The organism is Enterococcus sp. DIV1682a (assembly GCF_051711005.1).
GTDB lineage: Bacteria > Bacillota > Bacilli > Lactobacillales > Enterococcaceae > Enterococcus_B > Enterococcus_B hirae.
Map to the genome: position 1 here is coordinate 367272 of NZ_JBIOLT010000001.1, position 18269 is coordinate 385540.

The window sequence follows — 18269 nt, forward strand, 5'->3', positions numbered from 1 at the left end:
TGAAAAAGATGCGCAAAATAGATACCTGTATCGTTGGAGCAACTGGTTTAGTTGGTCAAACGATGTTGAACGTGTTAGCAGAATATGATTTTCCAGTAGGTCGTTTGAAATTATTAGCATCCAAGCGTTCAGCTGGAAAAATCTGTGTGTTTAAGGGAAAAGAATACACAGTAGAAGAATTAACAAAGACATCATTTGACGGGTATGATTTAGCGCTTTTTTCAGCCGGAGCAGAAATTTCACTTGAATTTGCGCCACTTGCTAGAGAACATGGGTTGGTCGTCATTGATAATTCTTCTGCTTGGCGAGAAGATCCGTCGATTCCGTTGATCGTTCCAGAAGTCAATCTAGCAGATCATGAAATGAACCGATTGATTGCCAATCCAAACTGTTCCACGATCCAAGCCGTTTTACCGTTAAAGGCATTGCAACAGACATTTGGTGTCAACCGCGTGAACTATTCCACCTATCAAGCGGTCTCTGGTTCGGGGCAACAAGGGCTAACTGATCTTCACGCCACTCAAAAAGGGCAGGAACCTTCGCTTTATCCGTATGATATCAGTCAAACAGTCATCCCCGAAATTGATGCACCGTTGGACGATGGGTATACGAAAGAAGAACACAAAATGATGGCTGAGACAAGGAAGATCCTACATTTGCCTAACTTACCTGTCTCGGCTACTTGTGTACGTGTCCCCATCGAAGTTGGTCATGGTGTTTTAATCGCAGTCCAGTTGGCGCAGCCATTTTCACTTGCAGCAGTCCGTCAATGTCTACAACATTTTCCGGGAATAACAGTCGTGGATGATTTGCCCAACCATAGTTATCCGACCAGTATCCTTGCTAAAGGAACAGATGAGGTATACGTCGGCAGACTCCGGCATGATCCTACATTGGAAAATGGGCTGTTGCTGTATACCGTAGCGGATAATATCCGTAAAGGCGCAGCTGCGAATGCTGTACAAATCGCCTCTGCATTGTTATCACCAATCAGGGAGGTGATCCAATGAAAGTCGCAAAATTTGGTGGCTCATCGATGGCTCATGAAGAACAATTCAAAAAAGTAAAATCCATTATTTTAGCTGCCTCTGAACGAAGTGTGATCGTTGTTTCCGCTTTAGGAAAACGAACGAAAGAAGATGACAAAGTCACGGATCTCTTGTATTTGATCCATGCCTATCTTCATCATGGAGTCGATTGGACACCTTTGTGGGAAAGGATCTGTGAACGATTCATTCAAGTGAGAGATGTCTTGTCGTTGACTTTTCCGATTGAAGATGAATTGTTAGAGATCCAAAAAAAATTACAGCGAGAAAAAGTCTCACAGGACTTTTTGGTCAGTCGGGGAGAATATCTCACTGCGAAGTTATTAGCTGAATATGTTGGTTATACGTTTATAGATGCGAAAGAACTGATTTTCTTTGATTATACGGGTGAGATCGATGAAGAACGGACGAAACAAGCAATAATAACTATTTATCAAGAAAAAGGCCCACTAGTAGTCCCAGGATTCTATGGTGCTAATCCAGTTGGAAAAGAAAAATTGATGGGGCGAGGTGGGAGCGACATCACTGGCGCAATCTTAGCCAAACTATTGAATGCCGACTGTTATGAGAATTGGACGGATGTTTCCGGGATTATGATGGCTGATCCACGAATCATTGACACGCCAAAAATCATCAAAGAAATTTCATTTAGAGAATTACGAGAGATGGCGTATATGGGGGCAAATGTTCTCCATGAATCAGCTATTTTCCCAGTACAAGAAGCAGGTATCCCGATTCAAATAAAAAATACGAACGATCCAGAGGCGCAAGGCACTAGAATTTCCAGCAAAGAAGTCGAAAAAGAAAATGGCTTAACAGGGATTGCTGGAAAAAAAGATTTTCTTTCGCTAACACTATTTAAACGACATATGTCTGATGAAATCGGGTTTATTTGGAAAGCAATGAGTGTCTTTGCGAATCATGGTATCTCGATCGAACACATTCCTTCGGGGATCGACAATATTGGAGTAGTCGTTTCAGCAGAAGCCATTGCAGATCAATTATTTTTGATTACCAAAGAGTTAAAAGAAAATTTGGGTGTCGAAGAAGTCGAAATTATCGAGAATCTGGCATTGATCTCAGTTGTTGGCGGACCACATAAAGAACTGATTGGACTTTCTGGCAAAGTCTTATCCATCTTAAATCAACTAGAGATTCGGACATCGATCTTATCCCAAGGGGCACAAGAATTAAACTTGATCATTGGGGTAAAAAATGAAGAATATGAAACAGTCGTTAAAGGGCTCTATGAAGGGATGGTGAATGTCGATGTTAGCAAAACATCGCATGGCGTTACATCAAATTCCTGAAATCGGCTTTCATGAATTTAAAACCAAAGCGTATTTACATGAACAAATCAAGGATCTTGGGGGAGTCCTGCATGAAATCGGCGAGACTGGTTTATTGCTTTATTTTGATCATCAACAAAACGAAACGATTGCTTTTCGGACAGATATTGACGCCTTACCGATCCAAGAAGAAACAAATCTTCCCTTTGCTTCTACTCATGAAGGGATGATGCATGCGTGTGGTCACGATGGACATATGGCAATGTTATTAGGGTTAACGGAATATATCGCAGATCATAAAGAACAGTTAATGTACAACGTTGTTCTGATTTTTCAACCTTCGGAAGAAATATCTGGCGGAGCGGAAAGTGTTATTCAAACAGGTTTGTTAGAGGACTATCAAGTCCAAGCGATTTTCGGGTTTCATTTATGGCCAGGTCTTCCCAAAGGCGAGATCTATTCACGATCGGGCGCCTTTATGGCACAAAGTAGTGAGACAGATATCATTGTCAAAGGGAGATCTGCCCATATTGCCTCTAGTGAACAAGGGATCGACAGTATCCGAGGAGCCATTGGTTTTATGGATGAAGTATATGAGTTGGAACAATCTTTACCTAAAGAATGGCGACGTTTAATAAAGTTTGGACAGATCACTGGTGGTACGATTCGAAATGTTTTAGCAAATGAAGTGACTATTTCAGGCAGCATCCGTTCTTATGATCAGCAAATCCAAGATTCGATCAAAGTACAACTGGCTAATTTAGCAGAGAAATTTCAAAAAAATTCGCAGGTATCGATCCAATTCCGTTATAATGATGGATATCCAGCGGTCATCAATGATCCTCACTTATATACAGCCTTGAAGCAATCAGAAAAATTACATGAGCTTGAACAACCGGTCTTGCAAGCAGAGGATTTCGGTGTTTATACCCAGAAGTATCCATGTGTTTTTTTCTTTCTCGGTGTCGGTGATACACCAGCACTTCATGATGCACGATTTGATTTTGATATGGCTGTGTTAGAAAAGGGTGTCGCTTGGTATCAAACAATCCTTCATACAAAAGGACTTTTGCTAAAAAAGGATCAGTGACAAAGAAGTGATAAAAAGGAGAAAACCACATGAATTTAACCAATCGTTTTAATCACAGGCTTGCAAAAATAGCAGTGTCACAAATCAGAAGTTTTGACCAACAAATTTCTGCTATCCCCGATGTCATCAAGTTAACCTTAGGAGAGCCTGATTTTCCAACACCCGAACATGTCAAACAGGCGGGGATCACTGCTATTGAAGAAAATTATTCCCATTATACGGGGATGAGGGGACTACCCGAACTTTGTGAAGCTGCTTGTTTCTTTCAAAAAGAACGTTATGGGTTGGTATACGATCCTCAAACTGAAGTACTAACGACAGTTGGTGCCACAGAAGCAATCGCTGCTTCTTTGCTAGCGATTTTAGAAGAAGGCGACAAAGTATTGATTCCTGCGCCTGCTTATCCTGGCTATCAGCCGATAGTGGATCTTGCTGGAGCGGAATTGATCACGATCGATACGTCAGAAACAGGCTTTATTTGCCAACCAGAACAGTTAGAAGCAGCCTTTGCTACTTATGGCGACTCGATCAAAGCAATTATCTTGAACTATCCAAGCAATCCAACAGGAACACTGTTAACTTCAGAACAAATGGCAAAATTAGCTGAAGTCATCAAACAACGATCGGTCTTCGTGATCAGTGATGAAGTCTATGCAGAGTTGAATTATGTCGGAGACCATGTCTCGCCAGCGTCTTATCTTCCGGAGCAAACAATTGTGATTAGCGGTTTATCCAAATCTCATGCGATGACCGGCTGGCGGATCGGCTTTATTTTTGCTCAAAAATATGTGATTGATGAAATCATCAAAGTCCATCAATATTTAGTCACTTCAGCCACTACAATGGCTCAAAAAGCTGCGGTTGAGGCACTTACTACCGGAATGTATGATGGGGAAAAAATGAAAGAACAGTATGCGAAGAGAAGAGATTATCTTTTAGGTCAATTAAGTGAGTTAGGGTTTGAAGTCATACCACCTGATGGCGCCTTTTACCTGTTTTGTAAACTGCCAAAAGAAGTTACCCTAAATTCTTGGGAGTTTTGCTTACAGTTAGCAGAACAAGGTAGAGTCGCCTGTATCCCTGGTTCAGCTTTTGGACCAGAGGGTGAAGGCTATATTCGGATTTCTTATGCAAGTAGTTTGGCAGAACTTACGGAAGCTTGCCAACGGATTCGCCTTTTTTTAGCTAATATATAATCAAAAAAATGAAAAGCTGCGTTCGTTTTATTGAACGAAGTTTTTCATTTTTTTGTTTGTTTTGTTGATTGAAAGAGGAACATTTAAGTCAAAATCTTAATAGAGAAAGTCTTGTTTTTTCTGTCCAATATTTGGGCATTTCTTTTGATTTATAAAAAATCGAGTGTTATGTTTGAATTGTTTAGAGTTATTCTAAATAATTGAACAAGGAGGTTTCATCAATGGAGAAAACAAAGGTTATTATTGTCGGCGCATCTCATGGCGGACATCAATCGATTTTAGAATTGCTATCTAGATATGGTGAAAATGTCGATATCACCTTATTTGAAGCAGGGGATTATGTTTCGTTCATGTCATGTGGCATGGAATTATATTTAGAGGACCAAGTGACAGATGTTAATGATGTACGAAATTTCAGACCAGAAAACTTTCCACAACCCAATGTTCACATTTTAAACAATCATGAAGTAAAAGCGATTCATGCAGACCAAAAGACAGTAACGGTGACTAGTATCTTAGATAAGAGTACCAAAGAGTATGAATATGATAAATTGATCTTAAGCTCAGGAGTAAAACCAAATTCATTGCCAGTACCAGGAACAGATTTAGAGAATGTTTATTTGATGCGTGGGTACGATTGGGCTACTAGAATCAAAGATAAATTAACTGATCCAGCGATCAAAAATGTAGCTGTTATCGGTGCAGGCTATATCGGGATCGAAGCCGCTGAAGCTTTTCAAAAAGCAGGGAAAGAAGTGACGTTATTAGACGTGATTGATCGACCATTAGGCACTTATTTAGATCCGGAAATGACGGATATTTTAACCGAACATTTAAAAGAAAAGGGTATCAAAGTCGTGACGGGTGCGAAAATCACTGCTTTCACTGGTGAGCAACAAGTCGCTGCGATTCAAACAGCAGATGAAGAAATCGCGACAGATCTTGTGATTCAAGCAGCTGGAGTCAAAGCGAATACGGAATGGCTAAAAGGAGTCGTAGATTTAGATGATCGTGGTTGGATCGTTACCGATGAATATTTGCAAACCAATTTACCTGATGTGTATGCAGTAGGGGATGCAACCCTTGCTTATTCGATACCTGCCCGCTCAAAAATGCCGATTGCACTAGCAACAGTGGCAAGAAGAGAAGCACGATATGTAGTCAAACATCTATTTGAGGATACACCAAGCCAACCATTTGGAGGCGTTGTAGGTTCTTCGGCATTAAGTGTTTTTGATTATCACTTTGCAGCTAGTGGTTTGAATAGTTTTACAGCAGAAAAAGCAGGCGTAGCCATTCGCACAGCTTATTATGAAGATACTATTCGTCCTAAATATGTACCTGAAGAATATGGGAACACGAAAGTTTCAATCCAATTATTCTTTGACCCAATGACACATCAAGTCCTTGGCGGAGCTGTTTTATCTACTTATGATGTGACTGCTCAAGGCAACGTACTAGCGCTAGCGATCCAACAAAAACTGACGATCGAAGATTTAGCAGAAGCTGACTTTTTCTTCCAACCAGGTTTTGATCGCCAATGGAATATGATCAATCTAGCCGCGCAACAAGCATTGGGAGAAGAACCATTTGTAGAATAAAATCAAACAATTAGAGACATTCGTTAGACATGTTGTATTTTACGTAAAATATAAATGGACCGCCTGAAACATATCAATTGTTTCAGGCGGTTTTTGTTATTTTTTTTTGTTAATAACTTTTCGTCACTGTTTTACAGTTGGAATTAGAGAGTTGTACCATTCATGTTTCAACTACTCTTTTTACATCCGTTTTTTTCGGAAATAATCAGGTGTTTTTCCGGTTTCTTTTTGGAAAAGTTTGAAAATCGAAGGGACACTTTTATAGCCGATTTTTAAGGCAATCGTACTTAGACTATCGTTTGTTTCTAGCATGAGTCGCTTTGCTTCAGATAAGCGTTTTTGATCGATCAACTCTTGGAAACTACTACCGGTTTTATTTTTTAACAAGTTGCTTAAATAGTTTTTGTTATAGCCAAAAGTTTCTCCTAATTGCTGTAAGGTGATTTCTGCATAGTGATCATTGATATAATCTAGGATTTGAATCAGCGGCTCATTACGAATCGTTTTTTTATTCGTGATAATCACTGGTGCTTGGGCGCTTTCTACCATCAGTGAAGAAAATAATAAATTCAGCAAAAGTTGCTTATGCACAGACTCTTTTTGATAAGTGGTCATCATCAAACTTTTAATTAGCTGATACGCTAAGGGACTCATTGATAAGTCTAGGAGGATATAACTAGTATGTTCAGTAGGCGAACGGGTTGCTTGAAAGAAAAAATCTGTGATTAGATTATTGGATTTTGGTAGATTAGGCAATAGAATATTTTGAATAGCTGGAATATCAAGGAGGAAATTGATCAAGATATCCTTTGCTCCTACATAATCGATTTGTTGGATAACCTTACTATCTAACAGAAGTAACTGTCCTTTTTCTAAATGAAAAACGTCACCGTTCAAACGCTGGGTGCACTGTCCATTGAATAAAAAATTCAACTCAATAAAATGATGGGTATGCGCGGGTGTGTAAGAAAATCTTGGATGTTTGTTAATTGCGATTGATCCAAACTCAAAGAACTTACTTTTAGGAATTTCTGGAACGATCGAACGATGATAGTTGAGGTTCATCGTATTAATATTTTTACCTGATTTTTTTTGCAATTTTTCGATTTCCGTTTCTTTGAATAACTCTGCGATCCATTTCTCCATGAACTTCACCTCTTAATGATCATCTTACCTTGCTATTAATGTAACACAACTTCTTAACCAAAAAACCTGTAGATTTGATATAAACATTCTGGATTTTGGAAATTGTTCCCTGAATATGAAAGCGGTTAATATGTAGAGGGAGAAAAAGCATAAGTGTTTAGGAAGGAGAACTTAAATCTTTTAGCTGTTGATTGATAACGACTGTTTCTGTTTTTTTTTAAGTGATAGAAAGCGCAAAATGGAAAATTTTAACCTATTTTTGAGGAAGAGTGAGCTATCAAAATGACTAAACAAATGTGTTCATTTGGCTTAACTTTCGCTAGTTTGGGTGAGACATACGGGGCTGTTTCATTTGTTATTAATCAATGTGTTCAAAAGGCTTAGACTATCAGTTATTGATAATGAGAAAAAAGAATCGTGCATGATTACCATTGCTACGATCCAAAACCAAGGAGTGTGGAAGATGAATAGTGAAAAACAAACAAGATGGTTATGGTACCCAGGAGATTTTGAAATCAGACAAGGATTATTACAAAATTTTTCAAGAGAAGAAAGAGGTTATGACTGGCCTGCTTATTGGAACGTTGATGATTGTCATAAAAATGTGAAATTCAAACGTTACTACGAACTGACAGAACCAACTTCTTTTATTGTTTATGCAACAGGGATTGGCTATGTGGAAGTGAATGGGAAAAAGTATCCACTTAAAGAAACAATCAATTGTCAGCCTGGAAAGAATAAAATCAGGATTTTTGTAGGCAACGCAACTGGATTACCCGCTGTCTTTGTCGAAGGAGAGGTTATCAAGAGTGATTTAGGTTGGCGAGCAAGTAACTTTATTGAAGAACTACCAGCTGGTTGGAGTTCCCTTTATTTAGATAAAGAAAACGATCCAAATCATGTCTATTTTGAAAAAAAAGTGGTTAGACCTGTTTCAATCAACGAACAGAATGATGGGGTATTGATCGATTATGGTCGTGCGGTTTACGGAACACTGGCAATCAAAAAAATGACACATGGACAACCGATTATGATTTGCTATGGTGAATCTGCATCAGAAGCATTGGATGTGGAGATGTGCTATTACAAGGAAAAAGCAGCTACTGTTGAAACAATCCCAAGAAAGCGTGCTTTTCGGTATTTGTTTGTTCCAGATGTTGCGAAGGAAGAAATTGAGATCGAGGCGATCCATGAATCCCTTCCTTTAACCAATCATGCTGCTTTTTCTTCAGACAATGTCCTTTTAAACAAGATTTGGGAAGTTTCTGTGGAAACATTTACCCTATGTAGCGGATTGTTCTTTATCGATGGGATCAAGCGAGATCGGTGGATCTGGTCAGGCGATGCTTACCAAAGCTATTTTATCAACCAATATCTCTTTTTCGATGAAGAAATCAATACCCGAACGATGTTAGCGCTTCGTGGGCAAAATGAAATCAAGCAACATATGAATACGATCGTTGACTACTCGATTTTATGGATCATCGCTGTTGAGAATCACTATTTAATGACGGGCGACACGGTTTTCTTGAAACAAATCTATCCTAAGATGAAGACGATGATGGACTATCTCCAAGCACAAACGAATGAACTTGGCTTTATTTATGGGCGAGAAAAAGATTGGTTGTTTATTGATTGGACGGAGATGGATCGAGAAGGAACCTTGGCAGCAGAACAAATTCTATTGCTTAAAGCTTACCAAACGATGATGACTTGTGGAGCTGTTTTGGGTGAAGTAGATGACTATGAACAGAAGTATCAACAACTAAAAGAAAACGTCATGAGCTATTTCTGGGACGAAGAAAAGCAGGCATTTATTGATTCCTATGAATCGAAAAAGCGCCACGTAACTCGTCATGCCAATATTTTTGCCATTTTATTCGATTTAGTGGAACAAGAAAAGAAAGAACAGATTTTAACCCATGTATTGTTAAACCCTGAAATTACCCAGATCACGACACCTTATTTCAAATTTTTCGAGCAAGATGCTCTATGTAAAATGGGTCAAACAGACCAAGTGTATCAAATCATCTGTGATTACTGGGGCGGAATGGTTGAAAGAGGGGCAGTGACATTCTGGGAAGAATATATCCCTGAGGAAACGGGCGAACAAGTGTATGAAATGTATGGGGATCCTTTTGGCAAAAGCTTATGCCATGCTTGGGGAGCAAGCCCAATCTATCTATTAGGCAGATATTTCGCAGGTGTCCGACCACTTTCACCAGGATATCAAACTTTCGTCGTTGAACCTAATCTAGCTGCCTTTGAAAGTCTAAACATGCAAATACCAATCAAAAATGGACTTGTCACAATCAATAAAGAACAAGAACAGCTACACATTTCAACGACACGAGAAGGAGGGATTCTCCGTATCAACCAACAAGAGGTTCATTTAGAGCCAGGAAAAAATTATGATATCTCCCTTGAAACAACTAAGAGCAAACAACTGATTTGAAAAAGGAGAGGATTGGAATGCAACAAACACGAATCAGTGTAAAGGAAAAAATTGGTTTTGCTTTAACAAATCTCGGAAATATCCCAGTGATGACGTTGTTGAATACGTACCTTTTGATTTTTTATACCGATGTAATTGGCATTAATCCTGCTGTAGTTAGTACGCTTTTTCTGGTCTCCAGACTACTTGATGGTTTCAGTGATCCTTTATTAGGTTTTTTGATCGATCGTTTCCCAGTGACACGCTTTGGCAAATATCGCCCGATTTTGGTGCTGGGAACAGTGATTTGTTGTATCAACTATTTACTCGTTTGGTTTGCACCGTTACTTTTTACTAGTCAAAAAATCGTCGTTATCTATATTTCTTATATTTTGTTAGGTATCACTTTTGATTTAATGGATATCCCATTAAATAGTTTGATCCCCGTATTAACCGATCAAGAAGCCGATCGAAACATCTTGTCGTCCATAAAAGGTGTGTCGTATACAGTAGGACCTACTTGTTTGAATATTTTGGCACCGTTGATCCTTTCCGCTTACAATAATGGGCTTTCTGGGTATACCTTGTTGATTGTCGGAACGGTACTAGTCGTCTTGTTCTTCACGATTTTTGGTACATTAGCACTGAAAGAAAGAGGGAATGAAGAGCACGCTGAATTATCGCAAGAGCGCGGCTATTCTTATAAAGAAGCGCTTGCTATCTTAAAAATTCGTCCAGTGATGACCCTATTTATCAGTATGCTTTTTATTACCGCCGCAAGCAATATCTTTAGTGGATCGCTTTTGTATTATTTGAACTATATTTTGAATGACACAAAATTGCTAAGTTTCGCTAGTTTTTTAGGACTGTTTGGTGCTTTAGGAGCAGGTGTGTTGGTCCCTAGTTTATCTAAGCGATGGGGGAAGAAAAAAGTATATGTTGGCGCATTATCTTTACTCTGTTTAGCGATGATCGTGATGATCGGCGTGCATCAATCGAAAATGATTTTCTTAGGGGCTTATCTTGCTGTCCAAGTTGGCTTAGGGCTGACCAATACTTTGCAGTATAGTTTATCTGCTGATAACGTGGATCAAATAAAACACGAGTTGGGAATTGAAACAGCAGCGCTGATCGCTTCATTGAATTCTTTTATCATGAAATTTGCGATGGCGATTGGTGGAGCGATCCCAGGATTTGTTTTGAGCTATACAGGCTATGTAGCGAATCAGGCGCAATTATCTAGCGCATCATTTGGCATTATTTTCTCTACTTTTGTAGTACCACTTGTTTTTTACCTAATCACGCTCGGTGTTTTCCAAATCGGTTATCCAGCGAATTATTTATTTGTTACGACTAAGGAAAAACCTTCCATTGGTTGATTTGCTGCTTTTTCGTTCGTTAGACTGAAAGATAGTTACCTAATTACCTAAAAGATCCGGTTGCTATTGACGAAAAGCTAACTGAAAATGAAGAAAAAGGGGAGGATGCCAGTGTTTACCTTTGAGCAACTAAAAACATTTTTGATGGAAAATAACGAAATTGAATGTCGACAACAAATTGATGGTCAAAATATCAATGACCAACAGTTGCCCTATGAGACAGTCGCAGTACCTAAAATGCCCAAAAACCAATTTTTCAAAGAGGGTAATATCTTTATCAATAAACATCATCGTTACGCTGAAATGCCTGCACATACGCATGAATTTGTTGAATTTAACTATATGTTGTCTGGTTCATGTGTCCAATATGTCAACGATAAGAAAATTCACTTGAAAGAAGGTGAATTGCTGTTATTAGACAAAGAAATCGTTCAGCGTATCGATCCTTTAGAAGAGGAAGACCTTTTGATCAATATTTTATTGAAAGGGGAATCGATTACGACTGACATCGTGATCAATATGGTGAAGTCACGTGGATTGGTCAATGAATTTCTATTAAATGCTTCGCAGGAAAAAGGAAAACATGATGAATTTATCCATTTTCATTGTGGTGATAACTTAGAAGTGCAAGGGTTATTGCACAAAATGATTTTGGAATATTACAACAAACAAGACTATTATATGCGGGCACTGAATCTGAGATTGTCTTTACTATTGATCGAACTTACCCGTGATTTAGAAGAATATGTTACGCAACGTGAGAATCAGGAATTATTAGAGATTTTACGATATATCGATCTTCATTTCCGAAAACTGACACTGAAAAATCTAGCGAAACATTTTGGTTATAATGCAAATTATTTAAGTAATAAATTGAAAAAAGAAACAGGGAGTTCTTTCCAAGAATTGATCAATTCTTTGCGGTATAAAACGATGATCGAGTTGATGAGAGAAACGAATAAAACTTTTGAAGAAATCTCGTATGAACTTGGTTTTGAAACTCTTGCTTCTTTGTATAAATTAGTCGGAAAATACACAGAACTGACACCTAAAGAACTCAAAGATAGTCTGTTAAAAAAATAGAATAGGCAGTTGTGATGCAACGAGTCCTTTTTCTCAGGTGATCTGTAAAAAAGATTTGACCAATCATGAACTGGCAATGAAAAGCGAAGATTAACTAAAGCGTATTCCAAATGTATTGGATAAGTGTGAAACTTCTTTTCGTCTCCTGAATGTTCGAAAAAGAATCGCTTGTTTGATTCGCTGAAGCATACGAATGTGATTTGGATAAAAAGAACACTTTTTTTGCTATAGTCCTGAGTAATTCATACGTTTACAATTCTAACTGTTCGAACTTATAAAACTTATTTTAAGGAGTGTTTTTTATGAAGAAACAACAGGCATCAACTACTACCACGGTCAAAGAGTATTCGCCTCTAGCTGTCGCTGCTGGAATTGGCTCCATGCTTGGATCTGGCTGTATTGTTGGACTCTCAGCGACGATTCCCGTTTGGCAAAAGGGACTAGAGCTGACAACTGGACAAGTCGGGATCGTTTCTGGCGGGCTAACTTTTGCAATCGCTTTCGGATCGCTGTTTACCGGACAGATATCAAAAGCATTTGGCTTGATCCGTTCATTTAACTGGATCAATTTGTTTTACGCGATCGGAGCTGCGGTCTGTATTCTAGCCACAAGTTTCCCAATGCTCTTATTAGGCGTGATTATCATGGGCGTAGCATCTGGAGCAGACTTACCATTAAGTTTGACCGTTGTTTCTCATGATGCACCTGATGAGCATACTTCTGCTCGTTTGATTTCTTCCACACAGATTTTTTGGCAAGTGGGGATATTCATTTCTTACATCTGTTCATTTCTTTTATCGGGAATCGAAGGTGTGTTAGGAGCAAGAATTGTTTTTGCCATCTTATTTACGTTTGCAGTGATCACTTGGTTATGGCGGACACTTTCACCTAAGTTTAGACAATTTCATGAAGCCGGAGCTGCTCGACAAGCAATGACCAAAGTGACAAGCGACTCGAAAGAAGTTTCTTTCAAGACAGTACTATTTGGGGAAAACAAACAAAAATACCTTGGCTTTTTCGCCGCTATCTTGATTTTTTATGTGTGTTGGAACCTCTTAGCGAATACTTGGGGACAATTTCAAACCTATGCTTTGACAAATGCCGGAGCTAGTCAAGCACAAGCTACAGGATTAGGGATCGGGTTGAATGTGATTTCTTTAGCAACAACGATTGCATTTGCCTCTGTTGCAGGTGGTAAATTTAGAAACAAAGCTTTCTTTATTGGGGCAGTCGTTCAATTTGGCGCAATGTTAGGTATGGCATTGATCGGTGGTGGTGCAGGATTTATTGCATTAGCGATCACAATTGCTTTTTATAATTTTGGGAATCCACTAGCCGGAGAAGCAATCTACAAAGTGTGGACACAAGAATCTTTCCCAGCAGAAACACGAGCTTCACTTCAAGGGTTCATCAATGGTTTTTCAAGAATGTGTTGTGGATTATTTGCCTTTGTTACCCCTTACTTAGTTGCTCCTGATCGTATCCAGACGTCTATGTTTGGCTTTGCGGGAATCGTTTTAGTAGCAACAATTGCTGGAGTAATCATGATGCGTCTACAGAAAAAATACCCAGTGATTGATCCGGTGGATAAAGAGTTGGCTGAAGGAAAAATGACTGCATCGTTCACCAAGTAAAGAAGAGGAGAAAGCAAAATGGCATTTACTTTTCAAATCAATCAAGATGTGCGTTGGGAAAAGGACGAGGCACTGCTAACCAAAGCACAACAACATGTACCAAAGCTTTTGAAAACGAAGATCGAACCAGTAGCAATCACTGAAGTCGTTGAAGACCCACATGGTTTGAATGGGTATTCAGCAATTAACAGTGACAAAGAAATCAAACAACTAGCTGATTATACCTTAAAAAGGGATGAAGCGATTATCTTAGATTTAGGGGATCATTATGTTGGGCATTTTAGTCTGTCCATTGACTCGGTTGGTTCGCCAATGGATGCCCCTTTATATTTACAACTGAAATTTGCGGAAGTACCCGCTGAACTTGCGACCGATTCTAGTGCGTATGATGGTTGGTTGTCAAGGTCTTGGATCCAAGAAGAATTTATTCATCTTGATGTTTTGCCGGCACGTTTAGAATTACCAAGAAGATATAGCTGTCGTTATATTGAGCTAAAGGTGTTGGATACTTCACCCAAGTGGCAAGCTAGTTTTTCTGATCCGCTTTTTATCGCAGAAAGTTGTGTGTCACTTGACCAATTACCAAAGCCTGTGATTGCTGATGAAGAACTTGCTTCCATCTACCAAGTTTCTGTTAAAACATTATTTGATTGTATGCAAGAAGTCTTTGAAGATGGGCCTAAACGAGATCGCCGATTATGGATTGGTGATTTACGTTTACAAGCGTTAGCGAATTATGCGACTTTCGGTGATTTAGCTTTAACGAAACGTTGTCTTTATTTATTTGGTGGGATGACGACCAGTGAAGGGAAGATTCCAGCCAATGTTTTCACAGCCCCGCAATTGACACCAGATGATACGTTTTTATTCGACTATAGTTTGTTTTTTGCAGTGATCTTAGCTGATTTTTACCATCAGACGAAAGATTCAGTTGTCTTGCAGGATTTATATCCAGTAGCGAAAAAGCAGATGGAACTAGCACTGACATGTGTCGATGAAGAGGGACGCTTGAATTTGTTAGAAGAGTGGCCAGTATTTATTGACTGGTCTAATGAGTTTGAAAAGAGTACAGCAGGGCAAGCAGTATTGATCTATGCGATGAAACGATTCAACCAGTTGGCAGAACAAATGAAAGATCCACAACTGAGTCATTACCAAGAAACAACAGAGAAACTGATTGCGTTTGCGAAGCAACAATTATTTGATGAAGAACAAAAGCAATTTATTATTGAAACAACCGGAGAAATCAATGTGGCGAGTCAAGTTTGGATGGTTTTAGCAGAGGTCTTTGATCAACCAATGAATCGAGAAATTTTGGAGACGATGATTGCGCATCATTTTCCGATCACAGGGATTGCTACACCTTATATGTATCATCATGTAGTCGAAGCGCTATTTGTAGCTGGACTTCAAGAAGAAGCTATCCAGTTAATGAAAAACTATTGGGGCAAAATGATTCAGCTGGGAGCAGACACTTTTTGGGAAGCTTTTAAACCAGAAGAACCAGATTTTTCTCCTTATGGCAGCCCGATCATCAGTAGTTATTGCCATGCGTGGAGCTGTACGCCAGCGTACTTGATCGAAAAATATCTAAATTGAAAAAGCAGTCAGTTACTTTACATTGTCAACTGAAAAAAAGACAGTTGGATCGTTAAGTAATGATTCACTGATTCATCCTAGACATAAGCAAAAAATCTCAAAACCATTTTTGCGGTTTTGAGATTTTTTGCTGTAGTATGAAACGGACGAGCAGTTTATCCGTATAATCAAAGGTTTATCGCTTACGAGAAGACTTGTACGTTTTTTGGGGGGAGTCCATGCGTTCCATATAATAGGATTAGGTGTTCCAATTATATGGCTTTGTTAGGATGTCGGTTCCTTTAGATGTAAAATATCTTCCCAAAAGTGAAAGTATTGATCGGTCAATTGGATTTCAACGATGTCCACCCAATGAATCAATTGCTCATCTAAGGAAAATCCTTTTTCTGTCATGTCTCGTTGGACAAATCCTCGATAAGAGTTGTTATCCTTGCAGCGGACAATGATTTCTTGTTTGGCAATAAACGCAGTGATAGCGATCGTTTCAAAATGTTGATGGACTGTTTTCAAAAAATCACTTCTTTCTAGTTTAATGAAATAGGCATTTTATGCTGATCAATGGCAAAACGCTACTCTTCTTCAGGAAAACTTTGGTAAAATTCATCTTTGATCGGAACGATCTCTTCGTTAAGACTTCGGTTACTTAACGTTTCATGTTGTGTGACTGACTGGGGAAAATAGGAAACATCAAACCACTTATCTTCCTGTTTTATTTGAACATGTCGGACGTCACACCAGTGAACGGTCTGTTCTTCAAGGATAAAATAGTCGTGATAAGCTTCACCAGTAAAGAAACCCTCGATGCTTTCTAAGTAGCGGCCAAATTCATCCTTGGTATTTAATTGCAGACTTACTTTTTTATGGTAAAGAAAAGCCTCTAATAAAACACTATCCATTTCTTCTCGAGACATTTGTTCCAACGGACGAATCTCTTTCACTGCCCACGCTTCATTTTTTTTGATCCCAGTGACTAGCTCTTCCATAGCGAATGCGGTGCCCCATTTTAATCCGAATGGGCGATCTCGGTATTCATTGTAGTCGAGAAATTCTTTTTTTGTTCGACGCATAGCCCTCACCTTCAATACCGGCATGACCACCAGCGTGTCCGCCAACGAGTGAACTCCTTGCGATCGCACGGCCACCTTCTAATAAGCTATGGGCATGGACAATTGCACTGAACCCATATTTTTGGCGAATACGATCAACGACAAAATCGATTTTGGCATCGTTGACTTGTTCATCGGGATCTGCAAATAGATTCAATTGCAGACTGTCTGTGTAAATTAGTTTGGAGCAGTTGACACCGACACTGCGAATGTCTTGATGCTGGTAATGTTTACGAAAAAGATTCAATAAAATGAGACTGAGTTCATGACTAGAATTTGTCGGCTCAACTTTTAGTTGTTGATGAAATCCAGTTTTCCCTAGACGATCTCGATAACCTAAAGAGTAGCCCATCCACAAGCTAACAACTTGCGCTTTCGCATGTTCACGCCGCAGACGAGTTCCGACTTGATCAGCCATTTCTTTGAGAACGATTTCAAGTTCTTCACGCCTTGTATAATCACGATTCAAAATTTGACTATTCCCAATACTTTTTGATTTGGGGGTATAGTCTTCTCCCAAAAAGCTTCGATCAATTCCCCAAGCATGGGCAAAAAGCTGGGTGCCAATCACTCCAAATTTTTCTTTTAGTTGGTAATAATCCGCATGAGCTAAATCATGAACAGAATGAATCCCCAGTCGTTTGAGTCGTTTGGCTGTCCGATGACCAATTCCCCAAAAATCGGTGAGAGAAGGAATACGCCAAACGTTGTCTGCCACATCTGCATAGCGCCATTCGGCCTTTCGCTCTTTTCCTTTAGAACCGTTATCCAACGCTAACTTAGCTAGTAGTGGATTATCACCAATCCCAATAGTTGTATGGATTCCTGTTTGTTGGTAGACATCCTGATAGATGATTTCAGCTAGATCCCAAGCACTTTTGACTTTAAAAAGTTTCAAACTGTTGGTGACATCAAGAAAGCTTTCATCGACAGAATAGACATGATGATTCTCTTCATCCACGTACTTTTTATAAACAGCATTGATCTCGGTATTTTTTTTCATGTAGTAAGCCATTCGTGGAGGGACCATATAAAGATCGTCGGGATAGGGAAAGGGTAAATCTCTTGCTCGACTGATATTTGTAATATGATAGGCTTTTTTTGCGGCTGGACTAGCAGCTAAGATCAAGCCGCTCCCACGTTCATCGGTTTTCCCTGACGGATAGGACATGACGACGAGTTTGGTTGTTAGAGGATCTAAATGACGTTCGGCACACTCAACAGAAGCATAAAACGACTTACAATCGATGCAAAGAATATCTCTCGAAGGTTCTTTTGTGTAATCAAAGACTGGATTTTGATTTCGAATCATATTCGTCACCTCTTCTTATTGATTAGAACACATGTTCGTGTTTTGTGTCAACGAAAAAAACGTGATGGAATGGGTAAAAAAAAGTGGAAAAGAAGATTGTTGTCTTTTTATCGTTTAGAGAAATGGGTAGTATCTGAAGCAAAATTAATTGAAAGAAAAAACAGCAGGATGACCTCATTAGTTAATAAAAAAAGTTATTTTATTTTTTGCTGATCAGAAAGTCATTAGGAAATTTTACACTGAAAAAAGAATGAGCCTAGATATACTCATCATTAGAATGGTAAAAAAAGATTTGCTTTGAAATTATCGTGTAAAAGTGCACAAAATCGTTTATAATGAATCCAATTGAATGAG

The 18269-nt window shown here is 39.0% G+C and carries 14 protein-coding genes; 10 read left to right on the top strand and 4 right to left on the bottom strand.

Annotated elements, in window-relative coordinates; all coding sequences use genetic code 11:
• Window positions 1-8: 8 nt before the first annotated feature.
• From IGJ23_RS01655 to IGJ23_RS01675, 5 genes are all read left to right on the top strand, one after another.
• A complete protein-coding gene (locus IGJ23_RS01655; protein WP_207433247.1) occupies window positions 9-1010 on the top strand; it encodes an aspartate-semialdehyde dehydrogenase in 1002 nt (333 codons plus the stop codon).
• Window positions 1007-2356 (top strand): aspartate kinase, encoded by a 1350-nt coding sequence (locus tag IGJ23_RS01660; RefSeq protein WP_053765847.1) that lies wholly within the window; start codon window positions 1007-1009, stop codon window positions 2354-2356. Before IGJ23_RS01655 ends, IGJ23_RS01660 begins: the two co-directional genes overlap by 4 nt.
• Window positions 2316-3425, top strand: a complete 1110-nt coding sequence (locus tag IGJ23_RS01665) for a M20 family metallopeptidase (protein ID WP_207433282.1) — start codon at window positions 2316-2318, stop codon at window positions 3423-3425. Before IGJ23_RS01660 ends, IGJ23_RS01665 begins: the two co-directional genes overlap by 41 nt.
• 29 nt (window positions 3426-3454) lie before the next feature.
• Complete coding sequence (locus IGJ23_RS01670; protein ID WP_207433237.1) at window positions 3455-4621, top strand: pyridoxal phosphate-dependent aminotransferase; 1167 nt, start codon at window positions 3455-3457, stop codon at window positions 4619-4621.
• A gap of 221 nt (window positions 4622-4842) precedes the next feature.
• Entirely contained in the window at window positions 4843-6222 is a 1380-nt protein-coding gene (locus IGJ23_RS01675; protein WP_010738534.1) for an FAD-dependent oxidoreductase, read from the top strand.
• Window positions 6223-6402: 180 nt separating this feature from the next.
• On the opposite strand, the gene IGJ23_RS01680 is transcribed toward IGJ23_RS01675, so the two are convergent.
• Window positions 6403-7368 (bottom strand): AraC family transcriptional regulator, encoded by a 966-nt coding sequence (locus tag IGJ23_RS01680; RefSeq protein WP_207433235.1) that lies wholly within the window; start codon window positions 7366-7368, stop codon window positions 6403-6405.
• Between the two features lie 463 nt (window positions 7369-7831).
• Between IGJ23_RS01680 and IGJ23_RS01685 the strand changes: the two genes are divergently transcribed.
• The 5 genes from IGJ23_RS01685 to IGJ23_RS01705 all read left to right on the top strand — a co-directional run bounded on the left by IGJ23_RS01685 (window position 7832) and on the right by IGJ23_RS01705 (window position 15497).
• Window positions 7832-9823, top strand: a complete 1992-nt coding sequence (locus IGJ23_RS01685; RefSeq protein WP_207433233.1) for an amylo-alpha-1,6-glucosidase — start codon at window positions 7832-7834, stop codon at window positions 9821-9823.
• Window positions 9824-9840: 17 nt separating this feature from the next.
• Window positions 9841-11181 (top strand): MFS transporter, encoded by a 1341-nt coding sequence (locus tag IGJ23_RS01690; RefSeq protein ID WP_207433231.1) that lies wholly within the window; start codon window positions 9841-9843, stop codon window positions 11179-11181.
• Window positions 11182-11292: 111 nt separating this feature from the next.
• The gene (locus IGJ23_RS01695; RefSeq protein ID WP_010720188.1) at window positions 11293-12264 is read left to right on the top strand and encodes an AraC family transcriptional regulator; all 972 of its coding nucleotides are present in this window, start codon (window positions 11293-11295) and stop codon (window positions 12262-12264) included.
• A gap of 302 nt (window positions 12265-12566) precedes the next feature.
• Window positions 12567-13898, top strand: coding sequence for an MFS transporter (locus IGJ23_RS01700; RefSeq protein WP_010720187.1), 1332 nt, complete (start codon window positions 12567-12569; stop codon window positions 13896-13898).
• Between the two features lie 18 nt (window positions 13899-13916).
• Window positions 13917-15497 carry an alpha-rhamnosidase gene (locus IGJ23_RS01705; RefSeq protein ID WP_207433229.1) on the top strand — a complete coding sequence of 527 codons (1581 nt, stop codon included), beginning with the start codon at window positions 13917-13919 and terminating at the stop codon, window positions 15495-15497.
• 264 nt (window positions 15498-15761) lie between these two features.
• On the opposite strand, the gene IGJ23_RS01710 is transcribed toward IGJ23_RS01705, so the two are convergent.
• The 3 genes from IGJ23_RS01710 to IGJ23_RS01720 are packed head-to-tail and all read right to left on the bottom strand — an operon-like array spanning window position 15762 to window position 17915.
• On the bottom strand, window positions 15762-16007 hold the full coding sequence (locus IGJ23_RS01710) for a hypothetical protein (protein WP_034699443.1): 246 nt from the start codon (window positions 16005-16007) through the stop codon (window positions 15762-15764).
• 59 nt (window positions 16008-16066) lie between these two features.
• The gene (locus IGJ23_RS01715) at window positions 16067-16564 is read right to left on the bottom strand and encodes a hypothetical protein (RefSeq protein WP_053765838.1); all 498 of its coding nucleotides are present in this window, start codon (window positions 16562-16564) and stop codon (window positions 16067-16069) included.
• The gene (locus IGJ23_RS01720) at window positions 16527-17915 is read right to left on the bottom strand and encodes a Y-family DNA polymerase (RefSeq protein ID WP_207433225.1); all 1389 of its coding nucleotides are present in this window, start codon (window positions 17913-17915) and stop codon (window positions 16527-16529) included. Before IGJ23_RS01720 ends, IGJ23_RS01715 begins: the two co-directional genes overlap by 38 nt.
• Between the last annotated feature and the right edge of the window lie 354 nt (window positions 17916-18269).